Below are 18,124 nucleotides of genomic sequence, written 5' to 3'. Positions count from 1 at the left end.
TCGTCGTCCGACGGGTCAGGACCCCAGCGAGCCGAACGACAGTGAGCCACTGCCGCTCTCCGGCGGCGCCGGGTAGTCGGGGGCGAGCTCACGCATCAGGTCCAGGGCGACCCCGTCGGTGTGCTCCGAGTCGCCGTTCGCCATGACCGTCACACCCCATCCCTCGGACGGCACGAGGTAGGTGGCGCTGGTCATTCCCGAGGCGCCACCGTCCTTGAACGCGTACGGGCGGTTGATCCCGTTCTGCGGGGGGAACAGCTGCCAGGCCATGCCCATCTGCATGTTCGGCATCTTGGTCGGCGCCACGCCCGGGATCGGATCGAGCATCGACTGCAGAACCGGAACCAGCGGCTCGTCCCCGTAGCCGAGGGTGGCCGCCACCCACTTCGCCATGTCCGCCGCCGTGCTGATCAGACCGCCGCCGCCGGCCAGCGCACCGGTGTTGTTCCAGAGGTCGGTCGGGCTGCCGTTCGCGTAGGGCACGGCCAGGTCCGGGGTGGGGCTTTCGATGACGGTCCCGGTCATGCCGAGTGGACCGGTGAGCTCGCGCTGGACCACGTCGGCGAAGCGGGGCTCGGCGTGACCCGGTGCGTACGCATCGGCCATCAGGGTGCCCAGGGTTCCGAAACCGAAGTCCGAGTAGATCCACTCCGATCCCGGTGCGCTCGCCAGCGCACCCGGCGCCTCCAGCCCCTCCCACAGCAGGGTGCGGTTGTAGAGCGCCTTCGCGTCCGAGCACCCGTGGTCGCCGCCTCCCGGGCAGCCGGCATTCAGGTTGCCCGGGTCGTCGGTGAGCCCCGACCGGTGGGTGACGAGATCCCCGAGCGTGACGACCGTGTCGTCCATCGTCGGGAACGTGACGTCGTGCTCGTAGTCCTGGGCGAGATCGCCGAGAGTGGAGAGGCCTTCGTCGATCCGCTTCGCGAGCAGTCCCGCGGTGAACGTCTTGGTTTCCGAGGCGATCTCGAACTGAGTCTGCGGACCGACCGGGCGCTGATTCTCCTTGTCCGCCAACCCGAAGTGGTATGTGGTGGTGATCGCCTCGTCGGGCTTGTCGGGGTTGCGCTTGACGATCGCGATCGACATGCCGGGTGCACTGTGGCCGACCACCTTCGATGCGGCCCGGGCCACGGCTCGCGTCTCCCACCCGTCACCGATCGACGACCCTGCATTCGGGACGGGAATCGCTGCGGAGGCTGTCGGTGCGAGGGTGGCGGCGAGCACCAGGGATGTCGCAGTCGCCAGGGCGGCGGCGCCGGCCCGTCGATACGGGCGGCGGAGAGTCGGTTGCATGATCACGAGAGTAAATCTGAGGTAATGGTTTTCGTCAGATTTTTCCCGTAGCGGTCGGGACCGACCTGCGTCCGAACGAACGTTGGATCAGGGGAGTGCGGTCCAGGCACTCACGCAGTGGTACGAGCGGTTCTGGTACACCAGGGGAGCCGCGAGCGACTCGGCGTCGTGGATCTCCGTCACAGCGGCCGTGACGACCAGTGCCTGCCCGACCTCGGTACGCGTGAGCGGGGTGCAGCGCAGCACTGTGCCGGTGTCGTGCAGGAGTGGCTCACCCGATCCCAGTGTCGACCAGGCCGTGTCGACGCCGAACCGGGTGTTGCCGGACGCCGCGAACCGACGGGCCAGCGCCACGTTGTCGGCGGTGAGCAGGTGCACCAGGACGCTCGACGCCACCGCGATCTCGGCGGCAGAACCCCGCAGGGCCTGTAGCGAGAAGCCCAGCACGGCGGGATCGGCGGAGATCGACGCGACCGACGACGAGGTGATGCCCACCGGGCCGGCGGCACCCTGTGCGGTGATGATCGCGACGCCCGCGGGGTAACCCCGGAAGGCGCGCCGGAAGTCTTCGCCGAGCAGGGGGTTCGGGGCAGTGGTCGTCAACGCGAGGTCCTTCGTCGAGGCGGGGGTGTCACTGACGACGCTAGAACCTCGAGTTGACTCGAGGTAAAGGGATTGTGGTCGACGCCACGGGTACGGCTCCCTACGATGACGTGCATGACCCCACCCAGCGACATCACCGGCGATCTCCCTGCCGGGATCGGGCGTCCGGCTACCCGGGCGCTCGCGCAAGCCGGCATCACCACGCTGGAGGCCGTCGCGCAGCACTCGGCGAAGGATCTCCTCGCGCTCCACGGCGTCGGTCCCAAAGCGCTCCGGGTGTTGACCGACTCGCTGGGCGAGCGCGGTCTCGGCTTCCGAACCGACAACGCCTAGCGCGTGGCGTGCCCGGGCGGTGACTCGGGGTCGAGTGGCATGGTCTCCGCGGTCCCCGCCTGCACTGCGCGCCCGTAACGCCCGAGGTAGTCACTTTCGAGGTCGTCGGCGTACGCCTGACCCGGCCAGCTGTCGGACAGGGGACGGCCGCCGTGGGTGCACCGGATTCGGCGCGCGGGTCCGAGCTCGGGCAGGGTGCCCCGGAAGTCGCAGCGGTCGAAGGTCGTGAGCGCCGAGAACGTGGTGTCGGCGAATGTGCACTCGACGAAGCGGCCGCCCACCAGCTTCGCGTCGGTGAGGTCTGCTCCGCGGAACGTGCACCGCTCGAACACGGTGTTCTCTCCGAGTGTGAGTTTGCGCATCGATGCGCCGGTGAAGTCGCAGTCGGTCAATCGCCGCCCGATCCGTGCCCGCGTCAGGCGCGCCGATCTGAAACTGCACCTTGCGAAGAATCGGTCGAACGTGCTGCCCGACGCGGAGATTCCGTCGAAGCGGCTGTCGCTCACCTCGGTCTCGACGAAGTGGAGGGTTCCTCGGGCGTAGCTCAGGTCGAGCCGCTCGAGCGTGAGGTACTTGATCGAGAGCGGGTATCCGCGAGCCATTTTCACGCCGCGCAGGTCCACACGACCGTCGTCGTCGGTTCCGAACGGGGACGTGATCTCGTGTGTGCGTCCGACGAATCCGGCCTGATCGACGAACTGGCGCGCGAGCTGGGCTGTGGTCTCGGAACTCCACCTGCCGCGCAGCGATGCGGCACTCGCCGCGCTGTGCTTGTCGGTCGTCACCGACTCACTGTAAACGTCAGGCGGAGAGTCGCCACGAGTCCGCTGCGCCGAGGGCGGTCCGGTACCGATCGAGCGCAACTTCGGCGACGTTCCGGTGTGCGCCGATCGTCTCGGCGAACACGACGTCGGGAGCGGCGTCGAGTGCGGCTGCGCCGAGACGGTCGGTGAGGCGTCCCGGCGCCAGGAACCACGGGGCGATCACGATGCGCTCGACCCCTCGCGAGCGCAGCTGTGAGATCGCCTGTCCGACGGTCGGTTCGGCGGAGGTTGCGAAGCAGGCGGCCGTCGCCCACAGGTTGCCGTCGGCGAGGACGCCGGCCAGTGCACGGGTGCGATCGTTGGCCCGCGAATCGGACGAGCCGACCGCGGCGAGCACGACTCCGGCGCGGGTGTCGTCGGTGGCGACACCGGTCTCGGTGATCCGGTCCCGCACCGCGTCGACGAGGCGGCGGTCGTGGCCCAGGACGTCGGACTGGACGAGCGTCAGCTGCGGGTGCCGTGCGCGGGCAGCGGCCAGGATCCCGGGCAGATCCACGCGGGCATGGAACGCGCTGCCGAGCAGCAGGGGCACCACCACTGCAGCGGTATGCCCCTCCGCGGCGACGGCGTCGACGACCTGGTCCACCGACGGCGTGTTCAGGTCGAGGAAGCACAACCGGACGTCGACGTCCGGCCGCTGCGCGCGGATCGCCGCCACGGCAGCCGTGACCACCCGAGCGGATCGGGGATCACGACTGCCGTGTGCGACGGCGATCAGTGGAGTCACGGTGTCAGACCCGCTCACCGAGCTCGACCGCGGCGATGGCGTCGCCCACCAGACCGGCCGCGAGCGTGTTGCCGCCGGCGGGATCGATCAGCAGGAAACTGCCGGTGTGCCGGTTGACGGTGTAGTCGTCGGCCACGATCGGTTCCGCGACACGCACCGAGATCTTGCCGATCTCGTTGAGCTCGAGGGTTTCCGGGGACAGCTCCGACGTCAGTTCCTGCTCGTCGAGGCGCTCGACGAGCGCGCCGACGATGGCCTGCGTGGTGCGGGTGCCGTGCTTGAGCAGCAGGCGTGCGCCCGGACGAAGCGGCTTCTCGGCGAGCCAGCACACGGTGGCGTCGAACTGGTCGATCGGCTCCGGCGCGCCGGACGGCGCCGCGATGGTGTCGCCGCGGGAGACGTCGACGTCGTCGGCGAGCACCAGCGTCACGCTGCGGCCCGCGTGCGCGACGTCGAGTTCGCCGTCGGCGGTGTCGATGCGGGTGACCGTCGTCCGGGTTCCGGACGGCAGGATCACCACCTCGTCGCCGGGAACGACCGAACCGGCCGCTACCTGACCGGCGTAGCCGCGGTAGTCGGGGAACTCGGCGGTGCGCGGACGGATCACGTACTGCACGGGGAACCGCAGACCCACGGCGTGCTTGCCCTCGTTGTCGCTGTCCACGGGCACCGATTCGAGATGCTCGATCAGCGTCGGCCCGTCGTAGTACGGCGTGTTGTCCGACGCCACGGCGACGTTGTCGCCGTGTAGCGCGGACACCGGGATCGCCTGGACGTCGGCGTCGTCCCAGCCGAGAGATCCGGTCAGCGAACGGAACTCGGCCGTGATGTCGGCGAACACCTGCGCCGGATCCTCGACGAGGTCGATCTTGTTGACCGCCAGCACCAGTCGCGGCACTCCGAGCAGCGCCAGCACCGCGGCGTGCTTACGGGTCTGCGAGATGACGCCCTTGCGCGCGTCCACCAGGAGGATCACCAACTGCGCGGTGGACGCGCCCGACACGGTGTTGCGGGTGTACTGCACGTGGCCCGGGGTGTCGGCCAGCACGAACGAGCGGCGCGGTGTCGCGAAGTAGCGATATGCGACGTCGATCGTGATGCCCTGCTCGCGCTCGGCACGCAGGCCGTCGACGAGTAGCGACAGGTCGGGGGTGGACAGGCCCTTGTCGACCGACGCGCGGGTGACGGCGTCGATCTGGTCGGCCAGAACGGATTTGGTGTCGTACAGCAGCCGGCCCACGAGAGTGGACTTGCCGTCGTCGACGCTGCCCGCGGTAGCGAGTCGTAGCAGGTCGCTCATGATCAGAAGTAGCCCTCTCGCTTGCGGTCTTCCATGGCCGCTTCGGAAACTCGGTCGTCGCCGCGGGTGGCGCCGCGCTCGGTGAGCCGGGACGCCGCGACCTCGGCCAGGATGGCCTCGTTGTCGGCGGCCTCGGACAGCACCGCGCCGGTGGTGGATCCGTCACCGACGGTGCGGTAGCGGACCGACAGCGTCTGCAGCTCTTCGCCTTCGGCCGGGCCACCCCACACGCCCGGGGTCATCCACATGCCGTCGCGCTGGTACACCGGACGCTGGTGGGCGTAGTAGATGCTCGCCAGTTCGACGTTGTCCCGCGCGATGTAGCGCCAGATGTCGAGTTCGGTGAAGTTGCTCAACGGGAAGACGCGGACCTGCTCGCCGGGGGAATGCCGGCCGTTGTACAGGTTCCACAGCTCGGGACGCTGACGCTTGGGGTCCCACTGCCCGAACGCGTTGCGCAGCGAGAAGATCCGCTCCTTGGCGCGGGCCCGCTCCTCGTCACGGCGCGCTCCGCCGAACACGGCGTCGAAGCGGTGCTCGGCGATCGCGTCGAGCAGCGGCACGGTCTGCAGCGGGTTGCGGATCCCGTCGGGGCGCTCGGTGAGGCGGCCGTCGGCGAGGTAGTCCTCCACCTTGGCCACGTGCAGGCGCAGGTTGTACTTCGCGACGACGTGGTCGCGGAAGTCCAGCACCTCCGGCAGGTTGTGCCCGGTGTCGACGTGCAGCAGCGCGAACGGCAGCGGGGCCGGCCAGAACGCCTTGATCGCCAGGTGCAGCAGCACCGTCGAGTCCTTGCCGCCCGAGAACAGGATCACGGGCCGCTCGAACTCGCCGGCCACCTCACGGAAGATGTGGATGGCCTCGGACTCGAGGGCGTCGAGGGTGTCGAACTTGTTGCCGTCGAGCTGAAGCCGCGGCTCGGGGAGGGAGATGTCGATGGTCATGAGGCGTGCAACCCGCATTCTGTCTTGGCCGAACCGGCCCACCGACCGCTGCGCGGATCGGCGCCGGGGAGAGGTTTGACGGTGCACGGAGCGCACCCGATGGAGGGATACCCCTCGTCGACGAGCGGATTCACCAGGATCGAGTGCTCGTCGATGTACGCCTGCATGTCGTCGTCCGACCATGCAGCGATGGGATTGATCTTCACCAGTCCGAACGCCTCGTCGAACGAGATCAACGGCGCGTTCGCCCGGGTGGGGGCCTCGACCCGGCGGATGCCGGTGACCCACGCCCGGTAGTTCTTCAGCGTCGCCTTCAGCGGCGCGACCTTGCGCAGCGCGCAGCAGCGGTTGGGCTCGCGGGCGAACAGGTCCTTGCCCTCGGCCGCGTCCTGCTCGGCGACCGAGACGTCGGTCTGCGCGTTGATGACGTTGACGCCGTACACCTGCTCCACCGCGTCACGGGTGCCGATGGTCTCGGGGAAGTGGTATCCGGTCTCGAGGAAGAGCACGTCCACGCCCGGATGAACCTGTGCGGCAAGGTGAACGAGCACGCCGTCCTGCATGTTCGACGCGACGATGTAGCTGTTGCGATACCCCGTCGCTTCGCTCGCCCCGGCCCCGAACGTGTCCTCGGTCCACTGCAGCAGTTCCCGCGCGGACGCGCCGTCCAGCTCCGCTGCGCCCTGCGCGGCAAGTGCCCGGAGTTCGTCCTGGGTTGCCGTGGTGATGTCGATCGTCAACGCAAATCCCCCTCGTCTGCTCGAACTGCCCACTGTGCGAAGCGTTCACCCTCGTTGCGGTGCTTCACGAAGTTGCGCACCACCCGGTCGATGTAGTCGCCGAGTTCGGCGCTGGTCACCTTGTGCTGGCGCAGTTTCCGGCCGAAGGCGCTGTCCAGGCCGAGGCTGCCGCCCAGGTGCACCTGGAAACCCTCGATCTGGTTGCCCTCGCCGTCGTCGACCAACTGGCCCTTGAACCCGATATCGGCGATCTGGGACCGGCCGCACGAGTTGGGGCAGCCGTTGATGTTGATCGTGATCGGGACGTCCAACTGGGCATTGATGTCCGCGAGCCGCTCCTCGAGTTCCGGCGCGAGCACCTGCGAGCGCTTGCGGGTCTCCACGAACGACAGCTTGCAGAATTCGATACCACTGCAGGCCAGCAGGTTCCGACGCCAGTGCGACGGCCGGGCGTGCAGGCCGAGGGGCTGCAGTTCGGCGATCAGTTCCTCGACCTTGTCGTCGGGCACGTCGAGCACGATCAGCTTCTGGTACGGCGTGAAGCGGATGCGGTCGGAGCCGACCGCCTCGGCCGCGGCGGCGACCTTGGTCAGGATGGTGCCCGACACGCGGCCGGCGATGGGGGAGAACCCGATCGCGTTGAGGCCGTTGCGCAGCTTCTGGACGCCGATGTGGTCGATCGGGCGCTCGGGCTTCTCCGGCGCGGGGCCGTCGATGAGGGGCCTCTTCAGGTACTCCTGTTCGAGAACTTCCCTGAACTTCTCGATGCCCCAGTCCTTGATCAGGAACTTCAGCCGCGCCTTCGCGCGCAGCCGGCGGTAGCCGTAGTCGCGGAAGATCGAGACCACGGCCTCCCACACGTCCGGGACCTCGTCGAGCGGCACCCACACGCCGACGCGCTGCGCCAGCATCGGATTCGTCGACAGGCCGCCGCCCACCCACAGGTCCAGGCCCGGACCGTGCTCGGGGTGGTTCACGCCCACGAACGCGACGTCGTTGATCTCGTGCACCACGTCCTGCTGCCCGGAGATCGCGGTCTTGAACTTGCGCGGCAGGTTCGAGTACTCGGGATCGCCGATGTAGCGGCGGACGATCTCGTCGATCGCCGGGGTCGGGTCGAGGATCTCGTCGAACGACTCGCCGGCCAGCGGGGATCCGAGCACGACGCGAGGGCAGTCGCCGCACGCCTCGGTGGTCGCGAGACCGACGGCCTCGAGCCGCTGCCAGATCTCGGGGACGTTCTCGATCTCGATCCAGTGGTACTGGACGTTCTCGCGGTCCGAGAGGTCGGCGGTGTCGCGGGCGAACTCGGTCGAGAGTTCGCCGATCGTGCGCAACTGCGCGGCGGTGAGGGCGCCGGCGTCGCACCGCACCCGCATCATGAAGTACTTCGCCTCGAGCAGGTCGATGTTCTCGTCACCCGTGAAGGTGCCGTCGTAGCCCTCCTCGCGCTGCGTGTACAGGCCCCACCAGCGCATGCGGCCGCGCAGGTCGGCCTTGTCGATGCTGTCGAAACCCTGCTTCGAGTAGATGTTCTCGATGCGCGTGCGGACGTTGAGCGGGTTGTCGTCCTTCTTGATCTGCTCGTTCGCGTTGAGCGGCTCGCGGTAGCCGAGGGCCCACTGGCCCTCGGAGACACGCTTTTTCGGACGCGCGGTGCGCGCCGGCGGGCTCACGGCAGATTCGGCGTCGGTGGTCGACGTCATGGGTGCTCCTGAATTTCGTGAATCTCACGGTGCACCGGTCGAAGACAGGGAGAGGAGGGCTGCTTCCTCGCGGGGTCGTCCTCGGCCGGCCGGGTTACGGGCCTAACGGGGGGAGACGAACGCAGGCGAGCGCCGCTGCTTCAGGGCAGGGAAACGCTGGCCGCTACACGCCGCAGGACAGACAACAACAGCTACAGACACGCTTGAGGTCGACGTGGCGCCGCGCCACCAATCGCACCCCGGTATCTGTCATGCGGGCCATTCTGCCACGGGATTTGCCGTCTGCCGACCACCGGGAGCATATTTCCCCGAAAATTCCGGGAAATGTCCTGATGGGCGGGCGTTCGTGGCGGCAGATCGGATGGCTGGGACACTGGAGACGTGAGTGGATCAGTGGTCGATGTCGAATCGACACGCCTGGAACTTCCCGTGTCGGCGCTCGAAGGAGTGGGGACACGGCCGTTCGGCATCTACGTCCACGTCCCGTTCTGTGCCACGCGGTGCGGGTACTGCGATTTCAACACCTACACGGCGGGGGAACTCGGCACGTCGGCGTCGCCGCAGTCCTGGCTCGAGGCATTGAAGCGCGAGCTCGCGTCGGCGGCCGAGATCACCGGCGCTCCGAAGGTCGACACGGTGTTCGTCGGCGGCGGTACGCCCTCGCTCCTCGGCGGCGACGGCCTCGCCGAGGTCCTCGGGGCGGTACAGGCGAGCTTCGGCCTCGCCGACGGCGCAGAGGTGACCACCGAGTCCAACCCGGAGTCCACGTCGCCGGAGTTCTTCAGCAGGCTGCGCGAGGCGGGCTTCACGCGGATCTCGCTGGGCATGCAGTCGGCCGCCGAGCACGTGCTGCGCGTGCTCGACCGCACCCACACTCCGGGCCGGGCGGTGGCCGCCGCACGTGAGGCGCGGGCCGCCGGGTTCGACCACGTCAACCTCGACCTCATCTACGGCACCCCCGGCGAGACCGATCGCGACCTCGATGCGTCGCTGGACGCGGTCCTCGGCGCGGGCGTCGACCACGTCTCCGCGTACGCGCTGATCGTCGAGGACGGCACCGCGCTGGCCCGCAGGGTGCGCCGTGGCGAACTGCCCGCACCCGACGACGACGTCCTGGCCTTCCGCTACGAACGGATCGACGCGCGTCTCGCCGACGCGGGGTTGCACTGGTACGAGGTGTCGAACTGGGCCGCGAACGATGCGTCGCGCTGCCGCCACAACCTCGGCTACTGGGACGGCGGCGACTGGTGGGGTGCCGGCCCGGGCGCGCACAGCCACGTCGGTGGGGTGCGGTGGTGGAACGTCAAGCATCCCGCGCGCTACGCGGACCGGCTGTCGGCGGGGGAACTCCCGGTCGGGGGCAGCGAGACGCTCACCGCCGAGGACGCGCACGTGGAACGCGTCATGCTGACCGTTCGGCTACGCACCGGGCTGTCGCTGTCGGATCTGGGCGACAGTGAACGCGGTGCCGCCGAGCGGGTGGTGGCGGACGGACTCGCGCGCGTCGAGGGCGCCCACCTGGTGCTCACCGATCGTGGGCGGCTGCTCGCCGACGCCGTGGTCCGGGACATCCTGGATTGACCCGGGGCCGACCTACTCGGTCGGTGCCGCGTCGTAGTCGTAGACCCGTGCGTGCAGCACGACGCGGTTGCGCAGGGCCGAGCGCACGGCGTGATGGACGCCGTCCTCGAGGTAGATGGTCCCCTCCCACAGCACGGCGTGGGGGAACAGGTCGCCGTAGAATGTCGAATCCTCGTCCAGCAGCCGGTCCAGCTGCAACACCCGGGTGGTCGTCACGATCTCGTCGAGGCGCACCTGCCGCGGCGGTATCTGGGCCCAGTCGCGCAGCGTCAATCCGTGATCCGGATACGGCTTGCCTTCCCTGACACCCTTGAAGATCATGTTCACCGCCCGTAGTTCTCGACCGTAGGACGGGTCCTGCGGCCCGACCGGTGACCACAGTACGGCCTACGAGGCAATTGTTCCGTGTGCCTCGAATGTCCGGCGCGGCCTGCGAAGTTCCGTCCGGGCGGGGCCATTAGACTGGGTACCGAGGTGGATCCCGCGCAGGGCGGGATGCACGGCTCCGGGACAACCCGGGCCGCAGCGCGAAACGGAGGTGGGTGGCGGTGGCGAGCACGGAGGAACGACGATTCGAGGTACTCCGGGCGATCGTCGCCGACTACGTCTCGACGCAGGAGCCGATCGGGTCGAAGGCCCTGGTCGAACGTCACAACCTGGGCGTCTCCAGTGCCACCATCCGCAACGACATGGCGGCCCTCGAGGCCGAGGGGTACATCACCCAGCCGCACACCAGTTCGGGCCGGGTACCGACCGACAAGGGCTATCGCCAGTTCGTCGACCGGATCGCCGACGTCAAGCCGCTCTCGGCGGCCGAGCGCCGCGCGATTCTCGAGTTTCTCGAGTCCGGTGTCGACCTGGACGACGTCCTTCGGCGCGGGGTGCGGCTGCTCGCGCAGCTCACCCGGCAGGTCGCCGTCGTGCAGTACCCCACGCTGTCGGCATCGTCGGTGCGTCACCTCGAGGTGGTGGCCCTCACGCCGGCGCGCCTGCTGATGGTGCTGATCACCGACTCCGGACGCGTCGACCAGCGAATCGTCGAACTCGGCGACGTGATCGACGACGAGGACCTGTCCCGGCTGCGGGCGCTACTCGGCGGTGCGCTCGAAGGGAAGCGGCTGGCCGCAGCTTCCATCGCGGTGTCCGAACTGGCCGAGGATGCGCCCGAGAATCTGCGCGACGCGGTGATCCGCTCGGCCACGGTGCTGGTAGAGACCCTGGTCGAACACCCCGAGGATCGCCTGGTCCTGGGTGGGACCGCGAACCTGACACGCAACGCGGCCGATTTCACCATGCAGGCGGGGCTGCCCGGCTCACTGCGTTCCGTCCTCGAGGCGCTCGAGGAGCAGGTGGTGGTCCTCAAGCTGATCGCGGCGACGCAGGACGCCGGCCGGGTCACCGTGCGTATCGGTGAGGAGACACAGGTCGAGGAGATGCGGGGCACCTCGGTGATCTCCACGGGTTACGGCACGGCCGGTACCGTGTTCGGCGGTGTGGGGGTCCTCGGCCCCACCCGGATGGACTACCCGGGAACAATTGCCTCGGTGGCTGCCGTTGCCAGGTACATCGGCGAAGTACTCGCCGAGCGGTAGTGCGCGGACGGGCGCCACGTGGCCGGGCCGGGACCGACCGGTGCCGGGCGACGCTCACCGTTTGATGCGAACGATGTAGAGAAGGACGAGATACCCAAAGTGGCACGGGATTACTACGGCACGCTCGGCGTCGGACCGAAGGCGAGCGATCAGGAGATCAAGCGGGCATACCGAAAGCTCGCCCGTGAACTGCATCCGGACGTCAATCCCGACGAGACGGCGCAGGCCAGGTTCCGTGAGGTCTCCACGGCCTACGAGGTGCTCTCGGATCCCGAGAAGCGCCGCATCGTCGATCTCGGCGGCGACCCGATGGAGTCCGGCGCCTCGGCCGGAGCGGGCGGCTTCAGCGGGGCCGGGTTCGGTGGTCTCGGCGACGTGTTCGAGGCGTTCTTCGGTGGCAGCGGCGGAACCGCGCGCGGCCCGCGTGGGCGGGTGCAGCCCGGCGCGGACTCCCTGCTGCGCACCAAGCTGACCCTCGCCGAGTGCGCCACCGGCGTGACGAAGACGATCACCGTCGACACCGCGATCCTGTGCGACGGGTGCACCGGTTCGGGCACGCACGGCGACTCCCAGCCGGTCCGCTGCGAGACGTGTGGCGGCGCCGGCGAGGTCCAGTCCGTGCAGCGCTCGTTCCTGGGCCAGGTCATGACCTCGCGTCCCTGCCCGACGTGCCGTGGCGTCGGCGAGACCATCCCGGATCCGTGCCACAAGTGCGGTGGAGACGGCCGCGTCCGCGCCCGCCGCGACATCACCGTGAAGGTCCCGGCCGGTGTCTCGGGTGGCATGCGCATCCGCCTTGCTGCGCAGGGCGAGGTCGGCCCCGGCGGCGGCCCCGCCGGTGACCTCTACGTCGAGGTCATCGAGCAGCCGCACGAGGTGTTCGTCCGCGACGGCGACGATCTGCACTGCACCATCCGGGTCCCGATGGTCGACGCGGCCCTCGGCACCACCGTCACGCTCGACACCATCATCGACGGTCCCACCGAGATCACCGTCGACCCGGGTACGCAGCCCGGATCGGTGTCGGTCCTGCGTGGCCACGGCATGCCGAAGCTGCGCTCCACGGTGCGCGGCGACGTCCATGCGCATCTCGAGGTGGTCATCCCGTCGAGGCTCGACGGCAAGCAGAGCAAGCTGCTGCAGGAGTTCAAGAATCACCGCGACCGCGATCAGGCCGAGGTCGTCTCGACCGGATCGCAGAACAGCGGCGGCCTGTTCTCCCGGCTGCGCGACGCCTTCAGCGGCCGCTGATCGGCGTCGGACCCGATGGCTGCGACCGTCTTCTATCTCGACCCCCTGCCCGACGTCGGCCGTCCCGCAGTGCTCGACGGGCCGGAGGGCCGGCACGCCGCGACAGTGCGGCGCATCAAGCCGGGTGAGCGTCTACTGCTCGCGGACGGTCGCGGCGGTCTCGCCGACGCCGTCGTCACCGCCGCCGGGAAGGACCGCCTCGACCTCGAGGTGACAGCCCGACTCGACCAGCAGCCGCCCACGCCGCAGGTGACCCTGGTGCAGGCGCTACCGAAGGCCGAACGCTCCGAACTGGCCGTCGAACTTGCCACCGAGGCGGGGATCGACGTCGTCGTGCCGTGGCAGTCGTCGCGCTGCGTCGCCCGCTGGGAGGGCGCCAAGATCCACAAGGGCGTCACCCGCTGGCGCAACGCGGCGATCGCGGCGGCGAAGCAGGCCCGGCGCTCGTTCGTGCCCGAGGTCGCCGACCTGCACCACACGCAGCAGGTACTGGAGCGGGTGCGGGAGGTCGTCGGACGCGGTGGCGTCGTGGCAGTGCTGCACGAGTCGGCGAAGTCGCCGTTCGCGTCGCTGCCGCTGCGGGACGCGCCCGAGGTGATGCTGGTGGTCGGCCCCGAAGGGGGACTGTCCGACGACGAGATCGCCGCCCTCACCGGTGCGGGAGCCACCGCCGTCCTGCTCGGGCCGACGGTGCTCCGCACCTCGACGGCGGCCGCGGTGGCGCTCGGGGCGATCGGTGTGCTCACCGACCGCTGGTCGTCCGCGCCCATCGACTGAAGGCACTTCGTGCCCGTGCGCCTTTTTGGTACCTCCCGCTACCGAAAAGGCGCACGGGTGGCGCAGCCGCCCACGACACAGGAGTGAGATCCATGCCCCGGACGCGCATCGAGTACGGACCCGAACCGCAGCAGTTCGGTCACTTCTACGCGCCCGAGGGCGCGGGGGACGGTCCGGTGCCGGTCGTCATGGTGATCCACGGCGGCTACTGGAGCGGGCAGTACCACCTCAATCTCGGGACCTCGTTCGCGGTGGAACTGGCCCGCAGCGGCGTCGCGGTGTGGAACATCGAGTACCGCCGGATCGGCGCGGGCGGACGGTGGCCCGAAATGTCGGCCGACGTCGTGGCCGCGCTGGACGCGATCGCCGGACCGGTCGCCGAAGCGTCGCCCGTGCCGTTGGATCTGGACCGCGTGCGCGTAGTCGGTCACTCGGCGGGCGGTCAGCTCGCGGTGTGGCTTGCCGGGCAACGTGATACGGCGGTCCGGCCGGAGCTGTTCGTGTCGCAGGCCGGTGCGCTGGATCTGGCGTCGGCCGCCGAGCGCGGCCGCCGGATCAGCTACATCGAGGACCTGTTCGGGGTGCCGTTCGACGTCGATCCCGAGCTCTACCGGTCGGCGTCACCGCAACATCGCGTGCCGATCGGGGTTCCCGTCGTCGTCCTCCACGGCACCGAGGACGCCCAGGTGCCGGCGAAGATCGCGTCCCGGTACGCCGACGCCGCCCGCGCCGCCGGCGACCCCGTGGAGCTGACGCTGGTCGAGGGCGAGGATCATTTCGCCTTCCTCGACCCGAACACGCGGAGCTGGAAGCTCTCCCGCGAGGTCCTGCTGGGCACTCAGTCCTGACCCGGGGCGGTTCGGCTCGGCAGGATCGCGGCGACCACCACCGCGCCGACCGCGAGGGCGAGACCGCCGACGAGGCTCGCCCGGGAGATCGCGTCGGCGAACGCGACCGTCGCGGCGTCCATGAGTGGCTGTGCCTGGGCGGCGCCGAACGGGTTCTTCGCCAGTTCCTCGGCGACGATCGCTGCGCCGCCCACCGATTCGCCCGACGCCTGCAACCCCTGGGCGACCAGATCTGCCTGCGCCCCGGTGAGTTTCGGAACCGGTAGCGCCGCCAGGAAGCCGGCGATCCCATCCTTGTAGGCGGAGGCGAGCACCGAGCCGAGGATCGCGATGCCGAGCGACCCGCCGAGCTCGATCGCGGTGTCGTTGAGTCCGCCGGCGGCGCCCAGGTCCTTGTCCGGGAAGCTCCCCATGATGGCGTCGGTCGCGGGTGAAACCGCCAGGCCCACACCGATGCCCAGGAGCACCAGGGTGGGGACGAAGTCGAGGTACGTCGAGGCGCCGTCGACGCGGACGAGCAGCAGGACGCCCGCCGCCGCGACGAGCATGCCGCCGGCGACGACGGCCCGGGCGCCGATGCGCGGCGTCAGCCGGGCGCTGGCCGCGGCACCGACGGAGACGGCGGCGGCCAGCGGCAGGAGCCGGACACCGGTGTCGAGGGGGCCGAAGCCGAGCACGAACTGGAATTGCTGGGCGACGAAGAACATCGCGCCGAACGCCGTCAGGAACACGAGCATCACCGCCAGTGACGCGCCGCCCACGGCCCGCTCGCCGAGCTTGCGCACGTTCAGCAGTGGCTGCGGGTGCCGCAGTTCCCACGCGAGGAACAGCATCAGGCCGACCACCGAGATCGCCGACGCGATGAGTGCCGATGCACCCCAGCCGAAGTGGAACCCGTCGATGATCGCGAAGACGAGGCAGCCGATCGTCACGACCGACAGCAATCCGCCGATCCAGTCGATGCGACCCAGTCCGTGGGCCTTCGACGGCGGCACCAGAACCAGCGCGGCGACGATCGCGAGAGCCGCGATCGGGACGTTGATGAGGAAGGTGGAGTGCCACGAGCGGGTCTCGAGCAACCACCCCGCCAGCAGCGGTCCCAGGGCGATGGCGAGACCGGACGTGGCCGCCCACGCGGCGATGGCGCGGGCGCGCTCGGCGGCAGGGAACGTCGCGACCAGGAGGGAGAGCGTCGCGGGCATGATGATCGCGGCGCCGACGCCCATGACCATCCGGGCCGCGATCACCGACGTGGTGCTGTCGGCGAGGCTTCCGAACACCGCGCCACCGCCGAAGACGAGCAGGCCGGCGAAGAGGGCCCCGCGTCGGCTGTACTTGTCACCGATGACGCCGAACAGCAGCATCAGTGCGGCGTAGGGGACGGTGTAACCGTCGATGACCCACTGGAGATCCGAGCTCGTCAGCTGCAGGTCGCGGGTCATGTCCGGCGCGGCGACGATGAGCGCGGTGTTCGCCATGACGACGATGAGCAGGCTCAGGCACAGCACCCCGAGGGCGGCCCAGCGGCGTGGGTACGGCTGATCCATCCGTTCGACCGGAGTGCCGGCGACTCCCGGCAGCCGAGACAGTGTGATCGTCATCCTCGAATTCCCTCCCGCCCCGGCGCGAGCACGCCGGCGATGTTGCACATTGATGTGCAAGTTAGTTAGTTGCACACCGGTGTGCAATGCCGCGGTGGTGCACATCACACGGCGCCTTCGGGGGAGGATGGTTCGGTGAGTTCCCAGTCTCCGGTGCCGGTCCGTTCCCAGGCGCGCGCCAATCGCGCCCGCATCCTGGAGGCGGCGATCTCCGCGTTCGCGGCGGATCCGGACGCGAGCATGGACGACGTGGCGAAGGCGGCCGGCGTCGTTCGCCGCACGGTGTACTCGCACTTCCCCAACCGGGAAGCCCTGATCGAGGGTCTGGTGGCCGAGGCGTCCGGGGCGATCTGTTCGAGCCTGGCGTCCGGGCCGCCCGCACCGGAGCGGGCCGACCTGGCGGTCGCGGTGCTGGCGCTGCGGACCTGGCCGATCGGGGACCGGTTCCGGGTGCTGCTGTCGTTCGCCCGGCGCGAGCTCGGGGAGGAGCGCATCCACGACCTCCTCGAACCGCTGCGCACGATCTCGGTGGGCAATGTCGAGCGTGGACAGCGCGAGGGGATGTTCTCGTCGTACCTGTCCGCCGAGCTCCTGGTCGCGATGTACGAGGGCATGACGCTCACGCTCCTCGAGCACGCGAACCGGGGTGCGATCTCCGACCGGGGTGAGACGTTCGCCACCGCTGGGCTGGTGTTGCTGGGGCTGCCGCCGGACGACGCCGTCGCCGTCGTCTCGGAGGCGGCGGACTGGCTCGCGGACGCCGACGCACCCGGTGAGGAGGCCGGCGGGTAACTCGGTGGGCGCTGTCGGCGGCTGGCGCTAGACTTTGGGCACACGCGACGACCCGGTCGTCGACCCATCGGACCTGGAAGAAGGCCATAGCGCGCACGTGAGTGAACAAGTCGAGAACGGCAGGTCGCGTTTGCGCGACACCCCGCAGGATCCCGCACAGCCGGCTCAGCGCAATGTGCGCTCGAGCATGGAACTTCCGCCCGAGGTGGTCCCGCCCTTGCTCGGGTCCTCCGACGAGAATCTGACCGCTCTCGAGCAGGTGCTCGACGCCGATATCCATGTGCGGGGGAACGCCGTCACGCTCACCGGAACGCCTGCGGACGTCGCGCTCGCGGAGCGGGTGCTCGAGCAGTTGACGTCCCTCGTGCGTCGCAATCAGCCGATCTCCCCGGACGTGGTACGGCGCACCCACGGCATGCTCACGCAGGGGCTGTCGGATTCTCCGGCCGACGTGCTGAGCCTGGACATCCTGTCCCGTCGGGGCAAGACGATCCGGCCCAAGACGCTCAATCAGAAGCGCTACGTCGACGCGATCGACGAGAACACCATCGTGTTCGGTGTCGGGCCCGCCGGTACCGGTAAGACGTATCTGGCGATGGCCAAGGCGGTGCAGGCGCTGCAGACCAAGCAGGTGACGCGGATCATCCTGACGCGTCCCGCGGTCGAGGCCGGTGAGCGGCTGGGCTTCCTGCCAGGCACGCTGCACGAGAAGATCGACCCGTACCTGCGTCCGCTGCACGATGCGCTGCACGACATGATGGATCCCGAGGCGATCCCGAAGCTGATGCAGGCCGGCGTCATCGAGGTCGCGCCGCTGGCGTACATGCGGGGTCGCACCCTCAACGACGCGTTCATCATTCTCGACGAGGCGCAGAACACCACCGCCGAACAGATGAAGATGTTCCTCACCCGGCTCGGCTTCGGGTCCAAGATCGTCGTGACCGGCGACATCACCCAGGTCGATCTGCCCGGTGGGGCACGGTCGGGGCTGCGGGCGGCCACCGAGATCCTGGGTGACATCGACGGCATCCACTTCGCGGTACTCGACAGCTCCGACGTGGTCCGGCACCGGTTGGTCTCCGACATCGTCGATGCCTACGACCGGTTCGAGTCGACCCGGAACGGGGATCTCCCGCTGGGCAATCGGGCACAGCGGCGGGCGGTCCAGCCGCGCTCGCACCGGCGGTAGGGTTGTCTCCGCGAACAACGGCT

Annotated in this window: 18 protein-coding genes; 8 read left to right on the top strand and 10 right to left on the bottom strand. The window is 69.3% G+C overall.

From position 1 onward, the window contains the following. Positions 1-15: 15 nt before the first annotated feature. Positions 16-1,293 carry a serine hydrolase domain-containing protein gene (locus tag PSS76_RS16975; protein ID WP_236721628.1) on the bottom strand — a complete coding sequence of 426 codons (1,278 nt, stop codon included), beginning with the start codon at positions 1,291-1,293 and terminating at the stop codon, positions 16-18. An 87-nt stretch (positions 1,294-1,380) separates the two neighbouring features. Beyond that, positions 1,381-1,896 carry a flavin reductase family protein gene (locus PSS76_RS16970; protein WP_005512314.1) on the bottom strand — a complete coding sequence of 172 codons (516 nt, stop codon included), beginning with the start codon at positions 1,894-1,896 and terminating at the stop codon, positions 1,381-1,383. 114 nt (positions 1,897-2,010) lie between these two features. On the opposite strand from PSS76_RS16970, the gene PSS76_RS16965 reads away from it, so the two are divergent. Continuing rightward, positions 2,011-2,229 (top strand): helix-hairpin-helix domain-containing protein, encoded by a 219-nt coding sequence (locus tag PSS76_RS16965; RefSeq protein WP_233281775.1) that lies wholly within the window; start codon positions 2,011-2,013, stop codon positions 2,227-2,229. On the opposite strand, the gene PSS76_RS16960 is transcribed toward PSS76_RS16965, so the two are convergent. Genes PSS76_RS16960 through PSS76_RS16935 form a run of 6 tightly spaced genes read right to left on the bottom strand, consistent with a single transcriptional unit; the run spans position 2,226 to position 8,470 of the window. Further along, positions 2,226-3,014 carry a pentapeptide repeat-containing protein gene (locus tag PSS76_RS16960; protein WP_337456375.1) on the bottom strand — a complete coding sequence of 263 codons (789 nt, stop codon included), beginning with the start codon at positions 3,012-3,014 and terminating at the stop codon, positions 2,226-2,228. The genes PSS76_RS16965 and PSS76_RS16960 overlap by 4 nt on opposite strands. A gap of 16 nt (positions 3,015-3,030) precedes the next feature. Then, positions 3,031-3,780 (bottom strand): sirohydrochlorin chelatase, encoded by a 750-nt coding sequence (locus tag PSS76_RS16955; RefSeq protein ID WP_044991231.1) that lies wholly within the window; start codon positions 3,778-3,780, stop codon positions 3,031-3,033. Between the two features lie 4 nt (positions 3,781-3,784). Beyond that, complete coding sequence (locus PSS76_RS16950) at positions 3,785-5,080, bottom strand: sulfate adenylyltransferase subunit 1 (RefSeq protein WP_005512318.1); 1,296 nt, start codon at positions 5,078-5,080, stop codon at positions 3,785-3,787. Between the two features lie 2 nt (positions 5,081-5,082). Continuing rightward, entirely contained in the window at positions 5,083-6,024 is a 942-nt protein-coding gene (cysD, locus tag PSS76_RS16945) for a sulfate adenylyltransferase subunit CysD (protein WP_005512319.1), read from the bottom strand. After that, positions 6,021-6,764, bottom strand: a complete 744-nt coding sequence (locus PSS76_RS16940) for a phosphoadenylyl-sulfate reductase (RefSeq protein WP_005512320.1) — start codon at positions 6,762-6,764, stop codon at positions 6,021-6,023. Before PSS76_RS16940 ends, cysD begins: the two co-directional genes overlap by 4 nt. Then, entirely contained in the window at positions 6,761-8,470 is a 1,710-nt protein-coding gene (locus PSS76_RS16935) for a nitrite/sulfite reductase (protein ID WP_069856536.1), read from the bottom strand. Before PSS76_RS16935 ends, PSS76_RS16940 begins: the two co-directional genes overlap by 4 nt. Before the next feature lie 393 nt (positions 8,471-8,863). Here PSS76_RS16935 and hemW point away from each other — a divergent pair, with 393 nt between their 5' ends. Beyond that, positions 8,864-10,051 (top strand): radical SAM family heme chaperone HemW, encoded by a 1,188-nt coding sequence (gene hemW, locus PSS76_RS16930; protein WP_022596697.1) that lies wholly within the window; start codon positions 8,864-8,866, stop codon positions 10,049-10,051. A 12-nt stretch (positions 10,052-10,063) separates the two neighbouring features. On the opposite strand, the gene PSS76_RS16925 is transcribed toward hemW, so the two are convergent. After that, entirely contained in the window at positions 10,064-10,372 is a 309-nt protein-coding gene (locus tag PSS76_RS16925) for a type II toxin-antitoxin system VapB family antitoxin (RefSeq protein WP_013416472.1), read from the bottom strand. A gap of 227 nt (positions 10,373-10,599) precedes the next feature. Here PSS76_RS16925 and hrcA point away from each other — a divergent pair, with 227 nt between their 5' ends. From hrcA to PSS76_RS16905, 4 genes are all read left to right on the top strand, one after another. Next, complete coding sequence (hrcA, locus tag PSS76_RS16920) at positions 10,600-11,643, top strand: heat-inducible transcriptional repressor HrcA (RefSeq protein ID WP_022596695.1); 1,044 nt, start codon at positions 10,600-10,602, stop codon at positions 11,641-11,643. 99 nt (positions 11,644-11,742) lie between these two features. Then, complete coding sequence (dnaJ, locus tag PSS76_RS16915; protein ID WP_005512325.1) at positions 11,743-12,894, top strand: molecular chaperone DnaJ; 1,152 nt, start codon at positions 11,743-11,745, stop codon at positions 12,892-12,894. 15 nt (positions 12,895-12,909) lie between these two features. Further along, the gene (locus PSS76_RS16910) at positions 12,910-13,671 is read left to right on the top strand and encodes a 16S rRNA (uracil(1498)-N(3))-methyltransferase (protein WP_005512326.1); all 762 of its coding nucleotides are present in this window, start codon (positions 12,910-12,912) and stop codon (positions 13,669-13,671) included. A gap of 92 nt (positions 13,672-13,763) precedes the next feature. Then, a complete protein-coding gene (locus tag PSS76_RS16905; protein ID WP_069856533.1) occupies positions 13,764-14,519 on the top strand; it encodes an alpha/beta hydrolase family protein in 756 nt (251 codons plus the stop codon). On the opposite strand, the gene PSS76_RS16900 is transcribed toward PSS76_RS16905, so the two are convergent. Then, complete coding sequence (locus PSS76_RS16900) at positions 14,510-16,120, bottom strand: MFS transporter (RefSeq protein WP_013416468.1); 1,611 nt, start codon at positions 16,118-16,120, stop codon at positions 14,510-14,512. The two genes, PSS76_RS16905 and PSS76_RS16900, sit on opposite strands and share 10 nt — an antisense overlap. A gap of 135 nt (positions 16,121-16,255) precedes the next feature. Here PSS76_RS16900 and PSS76_RS16895 point away from each other — a divergent pair, with 135 nt between their 5' ends. Both PSS76_RS16895 and PSS76_RS16890 read left to right on the top strand, forming a co-directional pair. Then, a complete protein-coding gene (locus PSS76_RS16895) occupies positions 16,256-16,912 on the top strand; it encodes a TetR/AcrR family transcriptional regulator (RefSeq protein ID WP_005512331.1) in 657 nt (218 codons plus the stop codon). Positions 16,913-17,009: 97 nt separating this feature from the next. Next, the gene (locus tag PSS76_RS16890; protein ID WP_005512332.1) at positions 17,010-18,101 is read left to right on the top strand and encodes a PhoH family protein; all 1,092 of its coding nucleotides are present in this window, start codon (positions 17,010-17,012) and stop codon (positions 18,099-18,101) included. Positions 18,102-18,124 lie beyond the last annotated feature (23 nt).

This window comes from Prescottella sp. D32 (assembly GCF_037287305.1).
Taxonomy (GTDB): Bacteria; Actinomycetota; Actinomycetes; order Mycobacteriales; family Mycobacteriaceae; genus Prescottella; species Prescottella equi.
The sequence above is the reverse complement of the archived record's forward strand: the minus strand, read 5'-3'. Positions and strand labels throughout refer to the sequence as shown.

Excerpts from the sequence above, each read along its gene's own strand:
- PSS76_RS16975 (WP_236721628.1), bottom strand. The coding sequence starts at position 1,293 with ATGCAACCGACTCTCCGCCGCCCGTATCGACGGGCCGGCGCCGCCGCC.
- PSS76_RS16965 (WP_233281775.1), top strand. The coding sequence starts at position 2,011 with ATGACCCCACCCAGCGACATCACCGGCGATCTCCCTGCCGGGATCGGG.
- PSS76_RS16950 (WP_005512318.1), bottom strand. The coding sequence starts at position 5,080 with ATGAGCGACCTGCTACGACTCGCTACCGCGGGCAGCGTCGACGACGGC.
- cysD (WP_005512319.1), bottom strand. The coding sequence starts at position 6,024 with ATGACCATCGACATCTCCCTCCCCGAGCCGCGGCTTCAGCTCGACGGC.
- PSS76_RS16935 (WP_069856536.1), bottom strand. The coding sequence starts at position 8,470 with ATGACGTCGACCACCGACGCCGAATCTGCCGTGAGCCCGCCGGCGCGC.
- PSS76_RS16925 (WP_013416472.1), bottom strand. The coding sequence starts at position 10,372 with ATGATCTTCAAGGGTGTCAGGGAAGGCAAGCCGTATCCGGATCACGGA.
- PSS76_RS16910 (WP_005512326.1), top strand. The coding sequence starts at position 12,910 with ATGGCTGCGACCGTCTTCTATCTCGACCCCCTGCCCGACGTCGGCCGT.
- PSS76_RS16905 (WP_069856533.1), top strand. The coding sequence starts at position 13,764 with ATGCCCCGGACGCGCATCGAGTACGGACCCGAACCGCAGCAGTTCGGT.
- PSS76_RS16900 (WP_013416468.1), bottom strand. The coding sequence starts at position 16,120 with ATGACGATCACACTGTCTCGGCTGCCGGGAGTCGCCGGCACTCCGGTC.